Below are 20,235 nucleotides of genomic sequence, written 5' to 3' on the forward strand. Positions count from 1 at the left end.
GAAGACGTTATTTGGGCAAATCGTTGCCTAGTACCATAGCGAAATGGCAAATAAGGGCTGGAGTGTCCGTTAAACCGGGAAATCGTCGGGAAATCGTGGATTAACGTCATTACGGTCCGTTACAGCAGGGAGCCACCAAGTTGCCAAGTCGCCGGCTCGTTTAACTCAGACGCGGCCTTTGCCCCAAAAAAGCGAGCCCGGAATTCCTCCCAGGCTCACTTCATTAAATGCGCATCCGCTGCAATCAGCCCTTCACCGCGCCGGCCGTGAGGCCGCTGACGATGTATTTTTGGCCGAACAGATAGAGAATGAATACCGGAAGCGAAGTCAGCACGAGGTTGGCGAAGATCAGGTTCCACTCCCGGCTGTACTTGCCGTAGAAATTGTAGATCGACAGCGGCATCGTCCAGGTCGAGCTGTCGGTTAGGAAGTACAGCGGAATCGTGATGTCGTTCCACACCGACATGAACACCATGATCGCAACGGTGGCGTTGACCGGGAGGATGAGCGGCGTTACGATCCGGAAGAATACGCCAAGCACGTTGGCGCCTTCCAGGAACGCCACTTCATCGAGCGCTTTTGGGATCGTCTTAATGAACCCGCTGTACAGAAACACGCTAAAGGCGGTGTTCAGCGAAGCGTAGATCAGAATAACGCTGGTGATGCTGCCATAGAAGCCCAGCGCCTGCACGATCCGGATGGTCGTGATCGTCGACATCGGGGCGATCAGGCCCATAAAGAAATACATGTACAGCGTATTGGCGAGTTTCGTCTCGCGCCGCGCCAGAATAAAGGAGGCGGCCGAGGAAGCCACGATGTTGATGATCGAGGAAATGCCGGTAATCAACACGCTGTTCCAGAACGCCCGGGCGAGCCCGCCTTCTTCAAAAACGCGCACGTAGTTGGAGAACATCCACTTTTCGGGCAGTTTAAGCGAGAAGTCCAGCACTTCGGCGCTGGTCTTAAAGGAACCAAAGATCATGATTAACACTGGCAAAAGAATCAGCAATGAAGCCAGCAGCAGAAGGCCTTCGACAATATAGTTACGAATGGCGAGTTTGCGTGTAAATCCCATTATTCGGTGACCTCCCTACGCCGCATGAAGATGAGCAGCGGGATGGCAATGATCGTGACCGCTATGAATAACAGCGTATTGATGGCGGTACCCAGCCCCCAGCTTCCTTCGCCGAAGGACCGCAAGATGATCGTACCGACAACTTGAGAAGCATTGCCCGGCCCTCCGCCTGTCAAGACGAAGACCTCTGAGAAGACCTTCAGACCGCCGATCAGCGTGAGCATGAGGTTAATATTAATCGCTGGCAGCAGGAGCGGCAGCGTGATATTCGTGAACTTTTTCCAGGAGCCGGCCCCGTCGATGGTGGCCGCTTCGTAATAATCCTGGGAAATGGATTGCAGTCCAGCCAAGTAAATCGCCATCTGAAAGCCGGCATGCTGCCAGATCGAGATGACGGCAATGGTCCAAATGACGAGATGCGGATTGGTGAGCCAAGCTTGGCTTAACGCGTGCAGCCCAACCGCATCGAACATCCGGTTGATCGCGCCTTCCGTGCGCAAGATCGGTGTAAACACGATCCCGATGACCAGGATACTCAGGATGGACGGGGAATAAAAAATTGCCCGCAGCAAGTTCCGCGTCTTGAGCCGCATATTGAGTGCCACCGCTAGGGCGATCCCGATCAGGTTTTTCCCGACCACGGTGACGACGGCGAAGATCAGGGTATTTTTGAGTGCGAGGAGCAGCGTTTTATCGGAGAAGATCTTTTGGAAGTTCTCCCATCCGATGAATTTGATCGTCAGGCGATCCAGCCGCCAATCGGTAAAGGAATAATAAAAGCCCGTAAACGCCGGGATGACAAAAAAGATCGTGTAAATGAGTAACGCAGGTAATACGAGATAATAGGAATATAGATTTTTAACCGATGCTTTTGATTTCATGTTCTCCACCCCACTATGGACTGGGGCAGCATAACCCCCGGACGGGACTTATGCTGCCTGCCATTCTTCCGATTTAGAAACCGGGGATTTTTTTATCTGCCATCAGTTGACTAAACTTCTCGTCCCAAGCCTTCAGCACTTCTTCCGGGGTTAATCCGCCGGCGAATTGGTCTTGGAGCAGCCGATAAAGCTCGCTGCGGTCAACCAGCATGTAGGCGTCGGTGGTCAATACGGTTTTCTTCGGCGTGATGTAGTTATCGACGATTTCTTGCTTGTAATCCGGCAATTCTGGCGTAGTGACATCGCTCAGGTTGGACACGTACCCTTTGGAATCGACGATTTTTTGGGCGATTTCTTTCGAGCCTAAGAAGTTCAGGAATTCTTTGGCTTCCGCCAAGTGCTTGGCTTTCTTCGGAATGAACAGCTGACCGCCCAGCGGGCTGGCACCCAGGCTTGCATCTTCCTCGGAAGGGATCGGGAAGACGCCAAGGCGCATGTTCGGATCCTGCTTGAGCACGCCTTCGATCAGCCAGTCGCCCATGAACATCATGGCAACTTCCTTGTTCAGGAATTTACCCACCGCCATATCGTAGCTGTCGCTCAGAACGTCGGCGTTGGTGTAACCTTGCTTATACACCTCGTACTGCTGCTGCAGGAACGTTTGGAATTCTGGGATGTCGGACCATTTTTTCTTATTGCTGTTCAGGTCGTCGAAGAAGGTTGGATCGTTCTTGGCTACGAAGTTCGCAAAAGCGGCAGCCGGCCAAATATTCGCGGCCCAGTTGTCCTTGTACGGCATAAATACTGGAGTAACTCCGCTGGCTTTGATCTTCTCACAGACAGCGAGGAACTCTTCAAAGTTCTTCGGAATGGACAGGCCCAGGTCGGCAAAGATGTCCTTGTTGTACACAACGCCTTGCATCCCTGTATCTTGGCTGACATGGAAGCTGTAAATATGCCCGTAAGCGGAAAGGACGTCTTTGTTCAAAATCCGGCTGGCCCAAGGCTCGTTATCAAGAATCTCAAAGTTGCGCTCTAGATTTAGGTCCGTGGTTGCGCTGGCCAGATTGTATTGAATGATGTCCGGCGTTTCTTCAACGGCCAGCTTCGTTTGCAGGACGGTTGTCGTTTGCTCGGCTGGGATCAGCTGCAAATTAACTTTGATGTTCGTCTGCTTCTCAAATTCGTCGAGGATATCTTGTTGGATAAAGGCGGAGTCCTGCGAGCTCTTAGAGATGGCTAACTCGATGGTGACTTTGTCGCCCTTGGCGGCACCGCTGTTATTGCCGTCTTGTGCTGCGTTGTTGGACTTGGCGCCTCCGGATCCGCAGGCTGCGAGCGATAGCGCCAGCAAACCCGCGATGACTGCGATGGTTGTTCTTTTCAGTGCGTAATTCAAGGCAAATCCCCCTCTGTTTGATATGTCTTTGAATGCGCTTGCAACTTGATTATAGATTTCTGGGAGTCTAAGGTACATGTCTGAGGGTGACTGATGAGGTGTAAAATTGTGAACTTGTAACCGTTGTCATGACGTGAAGCGAAGTGGTACAGTTAAACCATCCTAATGCAACCTGGCCATAGCCAAAGGAGGCCCAAGCCAACGTCATGAAACCTTTCTTCCTCCGCAGAAGTCAGCTTAGCCTGCAAAATAAAGTCTTTTTAACTTTTGTGGCTTTGCTTCTGTTTATACTTGGTTGCTTTATCGTCTACGTGAATCTGGTCGTCATCAAACCGCTGAAGGAGAAAACGGTGGAGGCCAAGCTGGCGGCGGCGACCAAGGTGAGCCAGCAGCTCGACGACTATGTGGACAGCCAAAACCAACTGTCACAGCGGATCCTATCCAGCAAGGACCTCTTCTCGATCCTGGAGAGAGGTTATCAAACCGACGTCAATCTCGAACGGCTGAATCAAAGCCGCAGGCTGAAGGATCTGATGTTTCAGGCCATCGGCCCCAGAATGAGTATCAAGGATATGGTGATTTACGACAAGGCCGGCCGCAAGATCGTGTCCTATATTGAGTTACAAGGGGACGCGGCCTCTTTCGAGAGCTATCTGAAGAAGAGCCTCATCGACGGAAGCTGGAGCGGCAGCGGATATATCCTGGAACGGCAGGGAGAGGCCGTTTCGTTTATTCGTTCAATTAATAATCAGAACGGCACCGTATTCGGATATCTGAGCATCCTGTTGGACAATGCGTTCTTGCAAAGAATTTCGCAAGGCGTGGGCAGCGGCCAGGTGTACATTTTGGACCGGAATGGTGAGCCGGTGGTCGGTTCCATCCCCGACGAGGAGCTTGCCGAGCTGACCGCACGAAATCCAGTTGACGGTGTGTATGTGGACGATCACGGGAACTATGTAGCTTACGCCCGGTCGGAAAGCACCGGGTGGACAACCTATCTGGTGACACCCAAGCAGGATGTGCTGGGGCCCGTCAACTCGGTGAAATACTTGTCCATTCTGCTGATTACGTCGTTGATGCTGTTGTCTTTCGTATATATTTATTTTTCTACGCGAAATCTGCTGTTGCCGATCCGGAAGCTGCGCAGCCAGATTTGGCGGATCAGCTATAGCAATATGAATCTCAAATGGGACAACCCTACGCAAAATAACGATTTAATTCTATTAAACGAGGCCTTTCAGGATTTGATGGAACGGCTGCAAGAATCGATTGAACGGGAGAAAATCGCCCTGCACGAGGAGGTCAAGGCGCGAAACTCTGCGCTCCAGGCTCAAATTGCACCGCATTTTATCCATAACGTGCTGTATTTGATCAGCATCGCGGCCCAGGAGGGCAAGACCGATGTCGTCACCGATATGTGCAAGCACTTATCGGACAGCTTGCGTTACATCGTATCTTCACCATACGTGCATGTCACCTTAGCCGACGAGCTGGAGCATACCCGGCACTACTTGTCCCTCGTCCAGCAAAAGTACGAAGACGATCTCGTTTGGGAGATCCATGCGGACGAATCGGCGCGGAACGTACAGCTGCCACGGCTGGTGCTCCAGCCCTTCGTGGAGAACTGCATCGAGCATGCCTTCACCCACAGCGACCCGCCTTGGCGGATCAAGATTACGGTGAAGCAGTTCAACGGGTTATGGGCGGTGGAGATTAAGGATAACGGAGACGGGTTTCCGCCCGGGAAGATCAATGAAATCATGGACAACCTGCGGAAGAGCGAAGCTGCTGCCGGAGAGGGGGACGAACGGCCCGCCTCGATCGGCAACATGGGCATCGTGAACAGCGTAGGCCGACTGAAGTTAATGTACCAGAACCGGCTGTTCTTCAATCTGTTTAACCATGCGGATGGGGAAAAGGGCGCCACGGTTCAGATCATCGGTTCGTTAACGAAGGACTTCTACTGAACGAGGAGGGCACAGCATGTACAACGTCATGATCGTGGAAGACAGCAAACCAATCTTGCGGAACATTCGAACGCTCCTGGGTTCCCTGGAGCTTCCGTTTCAGGTGACGGCCACGGCGGCCAACGGAGAGGAAGCGTTGGAGCTCGTCCGGCAGCAGCCGGTGGACTTGGTGCTGACCGATATCCGCATGCCGAAGCTGGACGGCCTCGCGTTCATTGAACAGGCGAAGCAGATCCGCCCGCAGCTGTTATTTATTTTGATCAGCGGATACAACGATTTCGAATACACGCGCAAAGCGATTAATTTGCAGGTGTTTGACTATTTGCTCAAGCCCGTCGAACGCAAGCAGCTGTCGGAAGTGATGGAACGGGCGCTTGAGCGCCTCCGCAGCCGGATTCCCAGTGAAGCGGAGCTATTCCAGGAAATTGTAGCTCCGGAGGTTTACGAGGAACTGCAGCTCGGGGACCAATTCCGTCATTACGGAAAGCTGTTGATCCTCATCCGGAGGCAGCCGTTTGCCGGCGTGCGGGAGCTTTGGCGTGCGGATGAGCTTCAGCGCAGATTGGATGCTTTATTTGCTCCGCAGCTGTGCTGGGTGTTCCCGACTCAAGTGCCCGGTCAATTTCTTGCTTTGGTGCCAAAAACCGTGGTGGACTCGTATTCCTCGGTGTATGAATGCCTTGAGTTCGTCCGCAAAGCGTTGGAGGCGGCTGGGCTTGCGGCGACGATTGGCGGACAGCTGCAGTCCGGGGACCCAGATCGGCTGCCTGAGCTGTATCACCGCATGTCAGGCATTTTGGACGAACGGCAGCCTATTCACCAGGGAATCGTGATGGATACGGAGATTACCCATGCGTTGGGCAAACCGGAGGGATCCGAATTGGATCGGGCGACCGCGGCAGCCTTTACCGAGCTCATTCTGGGGCGGAGGAAGGAGCAGTTCTTGTTGAAGCTGAATGAACTGCTGACCAAATGGTCCGGCGACAACATTCGGCTGGCGGAACTGGAACGGTTCGTCGCGCTCTTGGCCGATGCCTTCTCGCAAGCGGGAGGCGATCAGGAGACCGGGCATCGGCTGGAGCTCGAGGCTTCCTCCCGCCGTTTGCTTGAAGCCGACAGCTTTGAGAGGTTTGGTGAGAACCTGCTGGAATGGGCCAAGCAATCCTTCGAGTGGCTGCAGGCGTTGAACCGGAAAAGCGGGGAGGAGCTGTTTCGGCAAATCGAGGAATACGTCAAGCTCAACCTGTACTCGTATCTTTCGCTCGCCGATGTGGCGCAGAAATTTCACGTCAGCCCCTCGTACGTCAGCCGGGTCATGAAGAGATATGCTCAAAGCACGTTCGTGCAGTATTATACCGGCCTAAAAATCAAAGAGGCCTGCAGGCTGATCGCCTGCAAGCCGGAAATGCGAATTAAAGAAGTGTCTGACGCCTTATCGTTCAGCGATCAGCACTATTTCTCCAAAGTCTTTAAGGAGTACACGGGATACAGTCCGTCGGATTACAAGGAGCGTTGTCCTCCGAACAGCTCTGACAGCAGTTCGTAAGAACGCAAACGGGCCTTGTGGTCATAGATCTGGGCCGCGACGATGATCTCGTCGGCATCGGTCTCCGCCAGCAAGTGCTCCAGCCGGTTCCGCACCGTCTCCGGTGAGCCGATTGCCGAATAGCTGAGCTGGCGTTCAACCACCGCTTGCTCCTGCGGCGTCCAATCGAGCTGATCCACCGGCGGGTTAAGCTGTGAGGTACGCCGGCGGATCAGGTTCAAGAACTGCTGGTGCTGGGAGGTCGCCAGACGGCGGGCCTCCGCATCGGTATCGGCGACGATCACGTTCACGCCGATCATCGCGTAAGGCTTCGCCAGTTCCGCCGACGGGCGGAAGTGCGTGCGGTACAGATCAAGCGCCGGGAGCAAGTAGTCCGGCGCGAAATGGCTGGCGAAGGCGAACGGCAGACCGAGCTGGGCGGACAGCTGCGCGCTGAAGCCGCTGGAGCCGAGCAGCCAGATCGGGATGTGTAGGCCTTCGCCGGGAATCGCGCGCACGCGCATCGATGAGCCGGAGACGGGCTGGAAGTAATTCCGCAGCTCCGCAAGCCGCTCCGGAAAATCCTGCCCGTCACTGCCCGGCCCGCGCCGCAGCGCGTGCGAGGTCAGCGGGTCGGAGCCGGGCGCCCGACCGAGGCCGAGATCGATCCGCCCCGGGTACAGCGACTCCAGCGTGCCGAATTGCTCAGCGATGACGAGCGGCGCATGGTTTGGCAGCATGATGCCGCCGGATCCAACGCGGATCTTCTTGGTGCCGCCGGCGATGTGACCGATCACGACGGAGGTCGCCGAGCTGGCAATGCCGGGCATGCCGTGATGCTCCGCAAGCCAATAGCGGTGATAACCCCAGTTTTCGGCATGCTGGGCGAGGTCCAGCGAATTGCGCAGCGATTCGGCCGCGGTGCTGCCGGCGGTAATCGGCGCGAGGTCGAGAATCGAGACCGGAATATGGGATAAACGATGCGATGAATCGTTGGTTGTTCTTGAATCAGGCATAAAATCTAGCCTCCTTAGGCAGGAATGAAATGCAAAAACCTAATTTCTATTATAATCGAATTTAAAGAAATGAGCGAAAAAAACAATAATCAAATCGATAACAGTTTTGAACGGGAGGAAATTATGAGCGAACGTCCAATGATCACGAATCCGATTTTACGCGGCTTTAACCCCGATCCCTCGATCTTGCGGGTCGGAGATGACTACTATATTGCGACTTCTACCTTCGAGTGGTTCCCGGGTGTGCAGATTCATCATTCTCGGGATCTCGTGCACTGGCAGCTCATCGGTCACCCGTTGACAAGGGTGTCTCAGCTGGACATGCTGGGCAACCCCGGCTCCTGCGGGGTATGGGCCCCCTGCCTCAGCTATGATAACGGCTTGTTCTATCTGATCTATACCGATGTCAAAAGCCGCCACGGCGCATTCAAGGACACTCCAAACTTTCTGGTCACCGCCCCGGATATCCGCGGCCCCTGGTCGGATCCGATCTATCTGAACAGCAGCGGCTTCGACCCTTCCTTGTTCCATGATGACGACGGGCGCAAATGGCTGGTCAACATGCTGTGGGATCACCGGAAAGGGAAGAACCGGTTTGCCGGGATCGTGCTTCAAGAATATGATCCGAAGCAGCAGAAGTTGGTGGGTCCGGTGAAAAATATTTTCCAAGGCACCGAGCTTAGGTTAACCGAAGGCCCGCATTTGTATAAAAGAAACGGCTACTACTACCTGCTTACCGCAGAAGGCGGCACGTATTACGATCATGCGGTCACAATGGCCCGGTCGCGGACGATCGACGGACCGTATGAAGTGGACCCAACCAATCCGATCCTCACCTCGTCGGGCAAACCGCACCTGGAGCTGCAAAAGGCGGGACATGGCTCGCTGGTCGAGACGCAAACGGGCGAGTGGTACATGGTGCACCTGACCGGGCGGCCAACGAAGGACATCTACTGCACGCTCGGTCGGGAAACGGCGATCCAGCGCGGCTTCTGGACGGAAGACGGCTGGTTCCGGTTAGAAACCGGCGGGAATGAGCCGCAGGTGAAGGTGCCCGCTCCCGCTTTACCGCCGCACCCGTTTGAGCCGGAGCCGGAACGGGATGATTTCGAGGCGGTGACGCTGGGGGTGCATTGGAGCACGCTGCGCGTTCCGGCCACGGAGGATTGGCTGACGCTTCGCGAGCGCCCTGGCTTCCTGCGCTTGTATGGCCGTGAGTCGATGAACTCGCTGTTCCGGCAGAGTCTGGTGGCGCGGCGGCAGCAATCGTTCCATTGCCTGGCGGAGACGGTGGTGGAGTTCGAGCCGGAGACGTTCCAGCAGATGGCCGGCCTGACCGTGTTTTACGATACGAACGATCATGTGTATTTGCGGATTTCCCGAGATGAGACGAAAGGCAAGAGCCTGAATTTGATCCAGACAAAATATGGCGTCTACGACGAGCTGCTGGCGGAAGACATCTCGATCGAAGGGGCTTCGCGCTGCTGGCTGCGGGTGGTCATCGAACGCGAGCTGGCACGCTTCTACTACAGCCTGGACGGGGAAACCTGGCATGCCGTAGGCGAAGCCGTTGACGTTAGCCACCTATCCGACGATCCCGCAGAGAAAGTGCGCTTCACCGGCACCTTCCTTGGCGTCTGCGCCCAGGACCTCAGCGGGATGCGCAAGCCTGCCGATTTCGACTATTTTATTTATAAGGAGCTTGATTCATTCTCAATGTGAAGGGGGGAGTAAGAGGGTGTATTTAAGAGAGGTAACGCTTTTGAAGGAGAAAATGCCCTCCTTCCACCAGTACCCTTTCTCGCTCCCGCTGGTCCGGAAGATGAATAAGCTTCATCTCCGCCGTCCGGTCACCTTTTTTGTCGGGGAGAACGGTTCGGGAAAATCCACGTTACTGGAGGGGATTGCCTACCAATGCGGGTTTAATCCAGCCGGGGGCGGGAGAAACAACGTCTACGAGGTGGACCGATCGGAATCGGCGCTTGGCGACTATCTGCGTCTCTCATGGAACCCGAAAGTGACGAACGGCTTCTTTCTGCGGGCGGAATCGTTTTATTCATTTGCCTCGCATATCGATGATGTCGCAGCAACGCGGGCCTACGGCGGGGTGTCCTTACACAGTCAATCGCATGGCGAGTCGTTCCTCAGCTTGTTCAAGTATCGATTTGGCAGCCGGGGCATTTATCTGTTGGACGAACCGGAGGCCGCCTTGTCCCCGGCCCGGCAGTTGTCATTACTGCGGATCATCCACGACTTATCGGATCGTGCCCAGTTCATCATAGCTACCCATTCGCCGATTCTGATGGGTTATCCGGACGCGGACATCCTGAATTTCGATGGCGATCAGCTGGGGCGGATCCGTTACGAGGATACGGATCACTACCAAATTACGCGTCGTTTCCTCGAAAACCGGAACAGCGTGCTTCACACGTTGTTTGAGGATGAAGACGAGGACGAGGGGGACTTGGTTTAGGCAAATGAAGAAGACATCTCATATTGTTGAGTTATCTACGTGTTACAAAGTCATGTCAGTCCCGGTGCGGGTTTGCTGTTGCGGTGAGCGAGTGCTGTCACGTGAGCAAGCCACTGTAGCCTGAGCGAGTCGATATCGCGGTGAGTGGGCCGCTGACTCGGTGAGGGAACTCGTGTGCGTTGATGGGCTCCGGCGAACACCGTTGAGGCGAACCTGCGCTCTAACGCTTGCCAGCAACGCTATTGGGCCCAAAACGGGGGCGTTGAGAATCTAACGCTTATGAGAGAGCTTATTTGCCGGTTTCCCCCTCGAAACGGGGCCTTTTGGCGCAAATAAGCTCGTTGGCAAGCGTTAGAAATGAAATCCCCCTCATTTGGCGCAAATAAGCGCTGTGGCAAGCGTTAGCCGGAGCTGCACACGTCGCCTGGTGGGTTCGTAGCAGGTAAGCGCAGTTAGGCGCAATGGCGAACCTGCGCTCTAACGCTTGCCAGCAACGCTATTGGGCCCAAAACGGGGGCGTTGAGAATCTAACGCTTATGAGGGGGCTTTCGCCGGAATTTCGGGTTTTCGCCGAATATAACTGTACTTTTGACACTTTTGCAGTTATTGTCTAAGCGCGCAAACAGCCCCCGATCCATTGGACCAGGGGCTGTATTCATTACCCTTTCACCGCGCCGGCGACAACGCCTTTGACGATGTATTTTTGCAGGAAGATAAAGACGATGATCGAAGGCAGTACCGCCATCACCATAGCGGTCATCGCATATTGCCAGTCGGAGGTGTATTGTCCGACGAAGGTGTATGCGGCCAGCGTCAGCGTTTTGGTTGCCGGCGAGCCGTTAACCATCAGCAATGGGAGCAGGAAGTCGTTCCAGATCCACATTACGTCGATGATGATGATCGTAGTGGTGACCGATTTCAGCAGCGGGAAGATGACGCTGAAGAATAACCGGAAGCCGGAGGCGCCGTCGATCGTAGCGCTTTCGTCGATTTCCTTCGGAATCCCCTTCACGAAGCCGTGGTAGATGAACAGGGCCAGCGGAGCGCCGAAGCCCCAGTACAGAATACCAAGTCCCCACGTGCTGTCGGAGAGATGGAGGTTCTTCGCCATCTGCAGCACCGTCAGCATGATCGATTGGAACGGAATCAGCATCGGCATGATGCAGATAAAGTAGATGATCGAGCTGGCTTTGGATTTCGTGCGGGCCAGCTTGTACGCGGCGATGGACGAGATCAACACGATCCCGGCCAAGCCGAGGATGGTCACCACCGCATTATTCAGGAACAGCCGCGGGTAGTTGATAAACTCCCATACATAGCTGTAGTTTTCGAAAGCCAGCTTCTTCGGCAAGGCGATGACGTCGGTCATGACCTCGGAGAAGCTCTTCAGCGAGTTGATGATCGTCAGGAACAACGGATACAGGAACAGGATTGAGAGCAGCACCATCACGATTTCCAGGATGATGCGGCCAGCCGTATTCTTTTTCATTACGCCTCAACCTCCCTGCGTTTGAAGATCGTCAGCTGAATCGCTGTAATCATCAGCACGGCGACGAACAGGATCAGCGCTTTCGCTGTACCATAGCCGTACAGGTTGTTCTGGAACGTATCGCGGTAAATGTCGTACGCCACACTGTACGTCGTGCCGCCAGGGCCGCCGCCGGTCAAGGACAGGATGACGTCAAATACCTTAATCGAGTTGGTCAACGCCATAAAGACGGAGATCGTAATCGATGGTGCAAGCAGCGGCAGCGTCACGTTAAAGAATCTGCGGAATGGGCCCGCGCCGTCCACGGTTGCTGCTTCCTTCAAGTCATCTGGAACCGATTGCAAACCTGCAATGTAAATGACCATGTAAAAACCAATCGATTGCCAGATGGAGACAAACAATATCGAAATGAAGGCGAGTCCGGGTTCCCCCAGCCAGCTTAGCGAGAATATGCCCCATCCGGTGCTTTCGCCAAGGGACTCAAAGCCTTGCATAAAAATGAACTTCCAGATAAAGCCGACAATCACCAAGCTGAGAATGTACGGAATAAAGAAGGCGGCTCTCAGCCAGTTGGTCGTCTTCAGCTTCATATCCAGCACCAGCGCCAGCAAAATCGCCAGTACATTGATGATTACGATATACAGAATCGCGTATTTAATCGTAAACCAGGCGGCCTGCGAGAAGTTCGCGTCGCCCATGAAAATTTGCTTGAAATTGTCCAGTCCGATAAATTTCGGATGCTTGGATATCCCGTTCCACTTGGTCAGGGAATAACGGATCGTCATGACAAACGGATAATAGAAGACCGCGATGATGGCAATTAGAATCGGCAGGGTAAATGCGCCAAACTCTAATTTCTCGTCCCGTTTTCTCCCTAGTTTGAACATAATGGCACCTCTTTTTCGTGACGTATTGGTTTAAACAGCGGTGTTACCGTCTCCCCTATACACTTGGGCTTTTTCGACTATAATGATTATAAAACAGCGGTTTTGCCGTCAAAATGGATTTAAGAAAACAGTTAAGGGTAAAAAGGTGAACTCGTGTCGCGTCTCACAAAATTTGCGACTTTTTCTCACTTTTTTTGAGAAGTCGGAGAGCCGCAATATTCAACATTTATGCATAAATCTAACGAATTACTTTCGCGTTTTGAGGATAACGATTTTCGGTTCTTGTCCGAATCGTTATCCTCTTATTCGTTTCTTATACGGGTGACGGGGTAGCCCCGTTCGCATTGACATGATCTTCGATCTCTTTCACGAGCTTGAACAAGGTTTGCAAGTCCTTCAGCTTGGTGATGTCGATAGAAAGTTCGAGTTTCTCGATAGTCGTGCCGCCGTCCGTTTCCTTGGTGGTCGTAGTGGTTTCCGATCTCTCTCTTACGATTTCGCGGAGATTGATCTTCTTGACATCCTGACTACCGGACAGATCGAGCTGGGACGAATCCTGTGCAAGTACGTCCATTGCATTCGGCCCCTGCGCGTCAATCGCCCCGAATTCCGGCAGCAGTTGTACCTTAGAGAAAGCGCGTTCAGTCATTTCAGCAGGTACGTTCTGCCGCTGCGCCATCCCATCGCCAATCGTTTCAAGTACCCGACGACCCGAAAGGGTCAACTCGGAGAGCGGCCCTTCCTTGGCGTCGCTGAAGGGGAGGAGATTTCTTACTTTCTGGAAGATGCTTTTTATCGCTTCAACCGGCTTCATGGATACGCTCTTGATACCTTCGACAAGCGTGTCAATGATCTTCGCGCCGCTTTCCCTGAAGAACCCCGGAACACCCATGAAGAATTCCTTGATGGCATTGATACCGTTTATGAAGCTGTCTTTGATTCGAGTCCACATATTCGTGAAGAAGGCGACGATGGAGTCCCAATGCGTGATAATGAGCATCGGAATCCCAATGAACGGCATGAAGGCGGCGATGGCGATTTGCAGCCAGAGCGGCATCCCCGCAAAGAGATTGCGTATCCAGTCAAATCCGACTTGAATACCACTCACGAAACCGCTCCAAACGCCTTGTATCCACGAAACAACAGCGTCCCAGTTCTGCCAGAGCAAAATGAGCGCGGCCACTAATGCGACGATACCGACAACGATCCATGTAACAGGATTCGCGAGCAGGGCCGCCGTAAAACTCCACACAGAGGCGATCAGTCCCGGCATCGCGCGAACAGCGGTGAGAATCGCTTGTCTTGCCATGTTGGCCATACCAAGCGCGACGTTCTTCATGCTTGTAATTGCCATCCGGGCCCCGATCACCATATTGTTGAACCCGGCCTTGATCGCATCCCCGGCATACATCGCCATGATCCGCACCGTCAGGAGTAGGTCGGGTATGGCCCTTACCGCCGTCACGAGCCCTCGGAAGACACCTATTGACTTCGTTACAACTACCCCGACAGCTCCGAAGGTAGTCATCAGAACGCCAGCCACCATCAGTACGCTGCCGATGGCCAGAGTGCCCAGCATCAGCACTTTCACGAGTTCTTGATGTTTGCCGATCCATTCACTGATCTTGCTTGTCCATTCCTCTGCTTTGTCCATGAAGGAGTGGAAGGTAGGGAGTAACTGGTTCCCAATCTGCGCGATTACGTTGTGGATGCGTTGCTTCAGAAGCTCGTACTGCTCTGGTTCCGTATTGTTGATTGCATCGGCCATTTCCCTCGCGAGGGCTGTACCTTTGCCCATCGAGTTGTAGATCGTCAAGATGTTCTCCTGAAGATTGCCCGTCTTGCTGTAGAGCAAGTCGATGAGAGCGACTGCTTCATCCGTCCCGAAGGCTTTCTGAATCTGCATTTTCTCGGCAGCGTCAATCGTTTCGCCGAACTTTCCGCGCATTTTCTCTAAAATCTGCGGCATGGACAGGAGCTGGTTATTCGCATCCGTGAACTTCAATCCAAGTTCCGTTCCTGCCCGTGCCGCTGACTGGAGGAAGGCTTTATATTTCGTTCCCGCCTCGCTGCCGCTCATCGTAGCCTGAAGCATCCCGAGCACCGTGAGCTGCTCTTCGAGCGGAACTTGCGCTGTCGTGGCCGCTGCCCCCAACGTAGAGATACTGTCGGCCATGCTTTTCCCGTCCGCTTTGAACACCCGGATCGAGTCAGCCAGACCAGCCGACAGCATTTCCGCGAACTGAAGGTCAGATAGATCGCTATAGTAATCTTTGTAGATACCGTATCCGGTCGCGAACAGCGATGTCATCTGGTCGATGGTAGCGCCAGTTGCTTTGGCTGTAATCCCTGCGATCTCCGTGTACTGCGCAACGCCTTCGTCCGTCAGGGAGTCGATTCCGCCCTTGATGTCCGTGGCCGCTCGCAGAAACTCCGCTTTCGTCGTTCCTGCCCACGTATTGGAGAAGCTTGTTGCCGCATCCTCCAGCGCCTTGAAGTTTTCCACGCCCATCGATTTCAAAACGCCGAGCGCCCTTTTGGTTTCAAATGTGGCTTGGACAGGGGCAAGTGCTGCGGCCACCATACCAGTGCCCATCGCCGCGATCCCCATACCGGACTGCGTCATATCGCCGAAACTTTGATTGAGTTTGTCGAGTTTGCTTACCGATCCAGAAACCGTCGAATTGATCCGCCCATTGGGCCGGTCAGTTGGTCGATCATGTTGACGATGACGGATAGCTTAAACACTGAATCAAGGCTCAACGTCTTTCACCTCCTTTCCGTTGAATCCCCACGCGTCAAATCGTTTACCCTACATCCTTTACGATCTGACGGATTGTTCGCTCATTCAGCTTGTACTTGCGGGCTAATTCATGGCGGTTAAACCCGTTATATTCTTCTCGAATCATCTGGTTGCGCACCGGACGAATAAAGAAGTCATAATTCGGTAAATAGAGTTCATCGCCTCCATACAGCTTGACCAGCTTCAAAAAGTTTTCAATCCCGATTTCTTCAGCGATTTCTCGGTATTGATCGGGAAGCGAATCCAGCGTAATCCATTGCATCCATTGGTCTTCCATACGAACTTCCTCCTGACTGTTGTTTTCGTCTGTTTATCCGTATTTTCCGCTAATCCACTTGTGTGCCATCGCTGCCGAAAGCCATATGCCAGAACCCGTAACCCGCATTCGAGCGCCCGTCTACTCCGTACAAAAACTGTTTCTTCATAAACACGTTCTGATCTTTTTCGCTGGTCAGGGAAACAAACTCCGGCTCTTTTCGCACCTGATAAATCAGGGGTTTTAACGGCCTCGTCGTACAAAGCAGATACCACGCATCGTCTGCACCCGCTAAATCAGGGATTACAAGCAATTCCGCCGAGTCTTTGTAGATGTTCGTGCTTCCGTCGATCATATCGGCCTTTAGCACTTTACGCGCTGCTGCTTCGTTCGCTGGAGCGACTACCAACAGGTTCGGAATAAGCTTCAAGCTTTTCCCTTGTTCGTTCACCAAGCTCATCATCGCTTGTCGAGCGGCAGCGTAAGAGGTGATAGTCAACTTTTGGTTGCTCTTGTTGCTGACTGTTTTGTCACCGATCTTGTGGTTTTCTGAGAAAAACGGTTCGCCATCGTAACAGAGATTTGTAAAGCCATCTTTCAATAGTCCGAATACCATCTCATCAGGGAAGGTCGCGGTGTTATAGGCCAAGTCTTGGATAATCGGCGTGTACAAGCCTATCGCGTCATCCTCAATGTCGTTTCGTTCTACCCCGACGGTAAGCTCGAAATCTTTGTTCTTAATCGTATAGTCGAAAGCACCAAGATTTTGAACCTCTCTATCGCCGATCCATTCCCGCATGCGCGGTAGCTGGCCGAGCCATTTGTAATTTTCTTCGCGTGTGACAGAAGGAACCTTGGTCGCAACTTTCTCCCAGTTGGTGACCGTATTCTGAAAGGCCTCGTTGAATATGGATTTGAAATTGGTGTACAGGCCGTTTAATGCCTGTTGATTGATAATCATCTGTCGTTTCTCCTCCTTGATTTGTTATCGATCAAGTATGCTTCGCTCTCTTGTTGTCCCTATTTTACCGGGGGAATACAGGGGGAAACTTTCAGATTGACAAACAAAAAGAGAGGAGCTATTGCGCCCTCTCCCTGATTTTTGATTCGATGCCGAATCGGTTCGCCAACTTGTACAGCAATCTGATTTTCGCCCGGTACACGGTTGTTTCGCTCATATGCATCGCTATCGAAACAGCGATATACGATTTTTTCTGCCGATAGAGCAGGTCAAGTAACTTGCGTTCCTCCTCGTTTAACTCGCTTAACGCTTGCTCGATCATGTCTACCCGGTTGAATTGATGAAGGGTAAACAAGTCAGGGGAGGGAGGCAAATTCCGTTTGAGTTCCGGATACGACTGAATCCAATATTCCGCTTCTTTGAACCAAGGCTCCTTTGCTTTTCCCATTGCCATCACCTGCCCGAAGCCGTCATGTGAAGATCAGGACTGGACGGGAAGCCCCGCCGCCTTGCGGACTTCGTTGGCCAAACGGTGAAATTCGTCCCGCGCTTCCTTCGACTCCGTGGCCTTGTAACCTGCGCCGAGGAAGGCGATAATTTTCTCTGCATCTTCCGGTTTCAGCATCGGTTTTTCCTCCTTCGCGGCCAGCTTGGCCGCCACCTTTTTTTTGAATGCTTCCCAGCCCGCCCATGTGCCGCCATCGTACATCAGGCGGGGGCAGATTTTGCCACTCCAATCAAAGTGGCGGCGTAGGCGATCCACGCCCCAGCCCCGTTCTCGCAGAAGCTTGGCAATCAGTTCGGCGGCATTGTCGAGCGTCTTGTCAAAGTTGCCCGACTCACAGATTTCAACGCTGATGGATGTCCGGTTCCCGCTCTTTACGCCGCTACCATCCCCGGCATGCCACGCATTTTCCGTCAGGGGGATGCACTCGATGGCTTCGCGTTCGTCGATGACAATATGATACGATGCGGTGCGTTCGTTGCTCGGGTTCGTCAGCCACGCGCGTTCATTCGCTGCCGTGGAGGACGGGTTTCCCGTGTTGTGGATCGTGATCGTCGTCGCTTCCATCGAATAGCCCGGACGGCGATTATTCCCTGTCGTCTTCGGGATATGGTCAATCCGGTAGTTCACCTTCCTCATTCTCCTTTCGGTTTACCCGCTCATGCTATCTCGTTCTCTGACCCCGTTATAACGCGTTATAACGGGGGTCTAGCTGTTTCCGAATGGTTTTATACCCATTCGCTAGTTTTGTGCCTCAAAAGACGATTCTAGGGCTTCTCTTTCCGCCATCTTCTTCAGCGACTCGATCAGCCTTCCCGCAGCCTGCGGCGTCAGCCACTCGATGCGATCCACCTTGTAGAACTTCTTGATGAAGCCAGACAGGCGCTTCGGCTCGTCATCCCATCCGAGCGCCTTCTCCAGCTCTTTGATCTTCCACCGCTGCGCTTTCGAGAGGCGATTTCGCGGTCTTGGTTGCGTCTTGCCCGCATATTCGTTCAGTCGGTCGATGATGAGGCTTGCCTGCGGTTTCGTCAGACCAGATAGGCTGCTTTGCCCGGTGACTTGCTGGACGATGGCGCGAAGATCGTCCTCCGTGATGCTGACCTCTCGTGCCAGCGCCCATATCTTGCGAAGCATCTGAGGCGGCGTTTTAATCAAGACTCCCATTTTCATATGCTGCCTCCATTTCTTCGATGGTGACGTGATTCCACGGGCTGCGGTCGGCATCGCCGCTTACGATCTGCTCCGCGATCTCTTTAGACAGTCGGTTCATGAGCTTCATCCTCCTTCATCACTTTGTCCACTTGGAGCGTCACTTCGTACTCATCGCCTGCGTCAAAGCATTGCGTGAACGCCGTCACGCCTTGCAGCATTTTGCCAAGTTCCCCGCCGCTGACGCGCCTGCTGATGCGAACGGCGATCTCCTGTGGCTGCTGGATCGTCTTGAGCCGGGTCTGCGGGGTGTTGGCGTGCTTTGTTTTCGGCGTTGTGGTCATGGCGCTTCAATCCTTTCCACGCTTGGCTTATAGAAGAACTTGTCCTCAATCTTGCGCTTGGCCCCGACACGCTCCAGTGAAGCGTCGTCATATTTGGCCAGTTCTTCCTTGTCGATGCTCTCCGACACTTTGATGCAGTCGGCCATACGGTTTTGTTTCAAAGCCTCGATGATCGCCTTGACGTTGCGAGTCACAATGCTCGTCGCTTTACGGAAGCCAACTTCGCCGAACGTGAGAAATTTCGTTTTGCTGTCCTTGAATTCGTCGATACGCGACTCGGTGAACGCCTGAATGTGTTTCTCCAGTTCGGCTTTCTCGGCGAGCAGCGGGGCGGCAACGCTTTCCGCTTCTACTTTCAGTTCACTGATCTTGCGGTTCAGTTCGGCTTCGGTGGCTTGAATGGTGCGGTCGATCTCCGCGATCTGCCGCATGGCATTGTTTACTTCGTCCCAGCTTTGATAGAGAGGAGCCGCTTTCTTCTTGCTCATAGAATCATCCTTTCTGCTAGTTTTATAGAATTTCCCGATCCTTCTTCCGGCCATCTTCGCCCGTCATCTGCGCGTGCTTGGCCATTTTGTCCAAACGGCTGCGGATCGCCTCGACCTTTTCTTCCAGTCCGTGTTTGCGCATGGCTTTCGCGTAGGCTTCGGACGGCTTGTAGTTGCTTGTGAAGAAGGTCGGGAGCTTGCTTGTGAATCTTGCGTTGATAATCTCGAACATCACGTCGATGGTGAACTCTGTTCCGGCCTCTTGGGCGAACTCGTCAATGACGAGAACTTGCACCGTGCAGTACGCTTCGATGAGGTGATCCAGCGATTCCTTACGGGAGAGCATGCCGCGCATGTTGCGGAAGATGGCGTCGGTGCGGATGAACAGCACCGGAATGCGCCGCTGTTCAAGTCGGTTCACCATCGCCAGCACCAGATGCGTTTTGCCCGTTCCGGGGCTTCCGTAGATGTACACGCCGCTTTGATCGCTGCCCGGCTCGTAGGTCGTGGCGAACTTGTAAATGTACGCGCAAAGCTTCTTGTGCCGCTGCTTCTGAATATCCGGGTAATTCTCGAACGTGAAGTCCTTGTCGCTAGCCGCCTTGCCTGATAACTGGAGCAGCTTCTGCCAGCGCTGCTCCTCCTGATAGGAGAGAAAGGAAGGGCATGGCTCGATCTTCACGCCGATGTAGCGCGGGGATGAGAAGTCGAGTCGCTGCATGTACCCGACAAAAGCATCCTTCGGGCAGTTCTCATAGCCCGGACAGGCTGCGCATGTCTCGCGGTCTTTGATGAACTCTCGCAGCACAAGCGCCGAGGAGGTAATGACTTCATCGGACACATCGTGCTCGTCCAGTTCGGTGATGTGATGCCGAAAGTAGCCCGGATTGACCGACATGAGGTTGTACCGCTGCTTGGCTTCCTCCAGCATCTGTTCTAATGAACGAGTAGCTGGCTGCAATCGTCCTGACCTCCTTGTGTTTGGGCAACATATTTTTCTTCGCCAGTTTTTGC

20 protein-coding genes are annotated in these 20,235 nt (G+C 53.6%); 4 read left to right on the forward strand and 16 right to left on the reverse strand.

Annotated features, from left to right (window positions below):
- Positions 1 to 244 precede the first annotated feature (244 nt).
- The 3 genes from POTG_RS04395 to POTG_RS04405 form a co-directional block, all read right to left on the reverse strand.
- Positions 245 to 1,075 (reverse strand): carbohydrate ABC transporter permease, encoded by an 831-nt coding sequence (locus POTG_RS04395; RefSeq protein WP_009223597.1) that lies wholly within the window; start codon positions 1,073 to 1,075, stop codon positions 245 to 247.
- Positions 1,075 to 1,956: a carbohydrate ABC transporter permease gene (locus tag POTG_RS04400; protein ID WP_009223598.1), complete on the reverse strand. Its 882-nt coding sequence runs from the start codon at positions 1,954 to 1,956 to the stop codon at positions 1,075 to 1,077. Before POTG_RS04400 ends, POTG_RS04395 begins: the two co-directional genes overlap by 1 nt.
- 73 nt (positions 1,957 to 2,029) lie before the next feature.
- Positions 2,030 to 3,355, reverse strand: coding sequence for an ABC transporter substrate-binding protein (locus tag POTG_RS04405; protein WP_009223599.1), 1,326 nt, complete (start codon positions 3,353 to 3,355; stop codon positions 2,030 to 2,032).
- 206 nt (positions 3,356 to 3,561) lie between these two features.
- Here POTG_RS04405 and POTG_RS04410 point away from each other — a divergent pair, with 206 nt between their 5' ends.
- Positions 3,562 to 5,322, forward strand: a complete 1,761-nt coding sequence (locus tag POTG_RS04410; protein ID WP_009223600.1) for a sensor histidine kinase — start codon at positions 3,562 to 3,564, stop codon at positions 5,320 to 5,322.
- Positions 5,323 to 5,338: 16 nt separating this feature from the next.
- Positions 5,339 to 6,868, forward strand: a complete 1,530-nt coding sequence (locus tag POTG_RS04415; protein ID WP_009223601.1) for a response regulator transcription factor — start codon at positions 5,339 to 5,341, stop codon at positions 6,866 to 6,868.
- On the opposite strand, the gene POTG_RS04420 is transcribed toward POTG_RS04415, so the two are convergent.
- Positions 6,823 to 7,863, reverse strand: a complete 1,041-nt coding sequence (locus POTG_RS04420) for an LLM class flavin-dependent oxidoreductase (RefSeq protein WP_009223602.1) — start codon at positions 7,861 to 7,863, stop codon at positions 6,823 to 6,825. The two genes, POTG_RS04415 and POTG_RS04420, sit on opposite strands and share 46 nt — an antisense overlap.
- Before the next feature lie 123 nt (positions 7,864 to 7,986).
- Here POTG_RS04420 and POTG_RS04425 point away from each other — a divergent pair, with 123 nt between their 5' ends.
- Both POTG_RS04425 and POTG_RS04430 read left to right on the forward strand, forming a co-directional pair.
- Positions 7,987 to 9,585 carry a glycoside hydrolase family 43 protein gene (locus tag POTG_RS04425; protein ID WP_232282226.1) on the forward strand — a complete coding sequence of 533 codons (1,599 nt, stop codon included), beginning with the start codon at positions 7,987 to 7,989 and terminating at the stop codon, positions 9,583 to 9,585.
- A 16-nt stretch (positions 9,586 to 9,601) separates the two neighbouring features.
- Positions 9,602 to 10,336, forward strand: a complete 735-nt coding sequence (locus tag POTG_RS04430) for an AAA family ATPase (protein WP_009223604.1) — start codon at positions 9,602 to 9,604, stop codon at positions 10,334 to 10,336.
- A 658-nt stretch (positions 10,337 to 10,994) separates the two neighbouring features.
- Here the strand turns inward: POTG_RS04430 and POTG_RS04435 are convergent.
- The 12 genes from POTG_RS04435 to zapE form a co-directional block, all read right to left on the reverse strand.
- A complete protein-coding gene (locus POTG_RS04435) occupies positions 10,995 to 11,825 on the reverse strand; it encodes a carbohydrate ABC transporter permease (RefSeq protein WP_009223605.1) in 831 nt (276 codons plus the stop codon).
- On the reverse strand, positions 11,825 to 12,712 hold the full coding sequence (locus POTG_RS04440; RefSeq protein ID WP_009223606.1) for a carbohydrate ABC transporter permease: 888 nt from the start codon (positions 12,710 to 12,712) through the stop codon (positions 11,825 to 11,827). The genes POTG_RS04435 and POTG_RS04440 overlap by 1 nt, the downstream gene beginning before the upstream one ends.
- A gap of 313 nt (positions 12,713 to 13,025) precedes the next feature.
- Positions 13,026 to 15,308, reverse strand: a complete 2,283-nt coding sequence (locus tag POTG_RS04445) for a phage tail tape measure protein (RefSeq protein WP_232282227.1) — start codon at positions 15,306 to 15,308, stop codon at positions 13,026 to 13,028.
- 211 nt (positions 15,309 to 15,519) lie between these two features.
- Entirely contained in the window at positions 15,520 to 15,792 is a 273-nt protein-coding gene (locus POTG_RS04450) for a Mor transcription activator family protein (protein WP_009223608.1), read from the reverse strand.
- A gap of 49 nt (positions 15,793 to 15,841) precedes the next feature.
- On the reverse strand, positions 15,842 to 16,732 hold the full coding sequence (locus POTG_RS04455; RefSeq protein ID WP_009223609.1) for a Mu-like prophage major head subunit gpT family protein: 891 nt from the start codon (positions 16,730 to 16,732) through the stop codon (positions 15,842 to 15,844).
- 118 nt (positions 16,733 to 16,850) lie between these two features.
- Positions 16,851 to 17,180, reverse strand: a complete 330-nt coding sequence (locus tag POTG_RS04460; protein WP_036644167.1) for a sigma-70 family RNA polymerase sigma factor — start codon at positions 17,178 to 17,180, stop codon at positions 16,851 to 16,853.
- Between the two features lie 33 nt (positions 17,181 to 17,213).
- Entirely contained in the window at positions 17,214 to 17,876 is a 663-nt protein-coding gene (locus tag POTG_RS04465; protein ID WP_009223611.1) for a peptidoglycan recognition protein family protein, read from the reverse strand.
- 102 nt (positions 17,877 to 17,978) lie between these two features.
- Positions 17,979 to 18,410, reverse strand: a complete 432-nt coding sequence (locus tag POTG_RS04470) for a regulatory protein GemA (protein ID WP_009223612.1) — start codon at positions 18,408 to 18,410, stop codon at positions 17,979 to 17,981.
- Positions 18,388 to 18,510 (reverse strand): hypothetical protein, encoded by a 123-nt coding sequence (locus POTG_RS25090; RefSeq protein ID WP_269724324.1) that lies wholly within the window; start codon positions 18,508 to 18,510, stop codon positions 18,388 to 18,390. The genes POTG_RS04470 and POTG_RS25090 overlap by 23 nt, the downstream gene beginning before the upstream one ends.
- Positions 18,494 to 18,733, reverse strand: coding sequence for a hypothetical protein (locus tag POTG_RS04475; protein WP_009223613.1), 240 nt, complete (start codon positions 18,731 to 18,733; stop codon positions 18,494 to 18,496). Before POTG_RS04475 ends, POTG_RS25090 begins: the two co-directional genes overlap by 17 nt.
- Positions 18,730 to 19,221, reverse strand: coding sequence for a host-nuclease inhibitor Gam family protein (locus tag POTG_RS04480; RefSeq protein ID WP_009223614.1), 492 nt, complete (start codon positions 19,219 to 19,221; stop codon positions 18,730 to 18,732). The genes POTG_RS04475 and POTG_RS04480 overlap by 4 nt, the downstream gene beginning before the upstream one ends.
- Before the next feature lie 22 nt (positions 19,222 to 19,243).
- Positions 19,244 to 20,182 (reverse strand): AFG1/ZapE family ATPase, encoded by a 939-nt coding sequence (gene zapE / locus POTG_RS04485; RefSeq protein WP_009223615.1) that lies wholly within the window; start codon positions 20,180 to 20,182, stop codon positions 19,244 to 19,246.
- Positions 20,183 to 20,235 lie beyond the last annotated feature (53 nt).

The sequence above is a fragment of the Paenibacillus sp. oral taxon 786 str. D14 genome, from assembly GCF_000159955.1.
Lineage (GTDB): Bacteria > Bacillota > Bacilli > Paenibacillales > Paenibacillaceae > Fontibacillus > Fontibacillus phoenicis.

Coding starts and splice junctions, on each gene's coding strand:
- POTG_RS04420 (WP_009223602.1), bottom strand. CDS start 7,863: ATGCCTGATTCAAGAACAACCAACGATTCATCGCATCGTTTATCCCAT.
- POTG_RS04410 (WP_009223600.1), top strand. CDS start 3,562: ATGAAACCTTTCTTCCTCCGCAGAAGTCAGCTTAGCCTGCAAAATAAA.
- POTG_RS04480 (WP_009223614.1), bottom strand. CDS start 19,221: ATGAGCAAGAAGAAAGCGGCTCCTCTCTATCAAAGCTGGGACGAAGTA.
- POTG_RS04445 (WP_232282227.1), bottom strand. CDS start 15,308: ATGGGCACTGGTATGGTGGCCGCAGCACTTGCCCCTGTCCAAGCCACA.
- POTG_RS04415 (WP_009223601.1), top strand. CDS start 5,339: ATGTACAACGTCATGATCGTGGAAGACAGCAAACCAATCTTGCGGAAC.
- POTG_RS04435 (WP_009223605.1), bottom strand. CDS start 11,825: ATGAAAAAGAATACGGCTGGCCGCATCATCCTGGAAATCGTGATGGTG.
- POTG_RS04460 (WP_036644167.1), bottom strand. CDS start 17,180: ATGGGAAAAGCAAAGGAGCCTTGGTTCAAAGAAGCGGAATATTGGATT.
- POTG_RS04470 (WP_009223612.1), bottom strand. CDS start 18,410: ATGAAAATGGGAGTCTTGATTAAAACGCCGCCTCAGATGCTTCGCAAG.
- POTG_RS04455 (WP_009223609.1), bottom strand. CDS start 16,732: ATGATTATCAATCAACAGGCATTAAACGGCCTGTACACCAATTTCAAA.
- POTG_RS04475 (WP_009223613.1), bottom strand. CDS start 18,733: ATGACCACAACGCCGAAAACAAAGCACGCCAACACCCCGCAGACCCGG.
- POTG_RS25090 (WP_269724324.1), bottom strand. CDS start 18,510: ATGAACCGACTGTCTAAAGAGATCGCGGAGCAGATCGTAAGCGGCGAT.
- POTG_RS04450 (WP_009223608.1), bottom strand. CDS start 15,792: ATGGAAGACCAATGGATGCAATGGATTACGCTGGATTCGCTTCCCGAT.
- POTG_RS04465 (WP_009223611.1), bottom strand. CDS start 17,876: ATGAGGAAGGTGAACTACCGGATTGACCATATCCCGAAGACGACAGGG.
- POTG_RS04440 (WP_009223606.1), bottom strand. CDS start 12,712: ATGTTCAAACTAGGGAGAAAACGGGACGAGAAATTAGAGTTTGGCGCA.
- POTG_RS04400 (WP_009223598.1), bottom strand. CDS start 1,956: ATGAAATCAAAAGCATCGGTTAAAAATCTATATTCCTATTATCTCGTA.
- POTG_RS04425 (WP_232282226.1), top strand. CDS start 7,987: ATGAGCGAACGTCCAATGATCACGAATCCGATTTTACGCGGCTTTAAC.
- POTG_RS04395 (WP_009223597.1), bottom strand. CDS start 1,075: ATGGGATTTACACGCAAACTCGCCATTCGTAACTATATTGTCGAAGGC.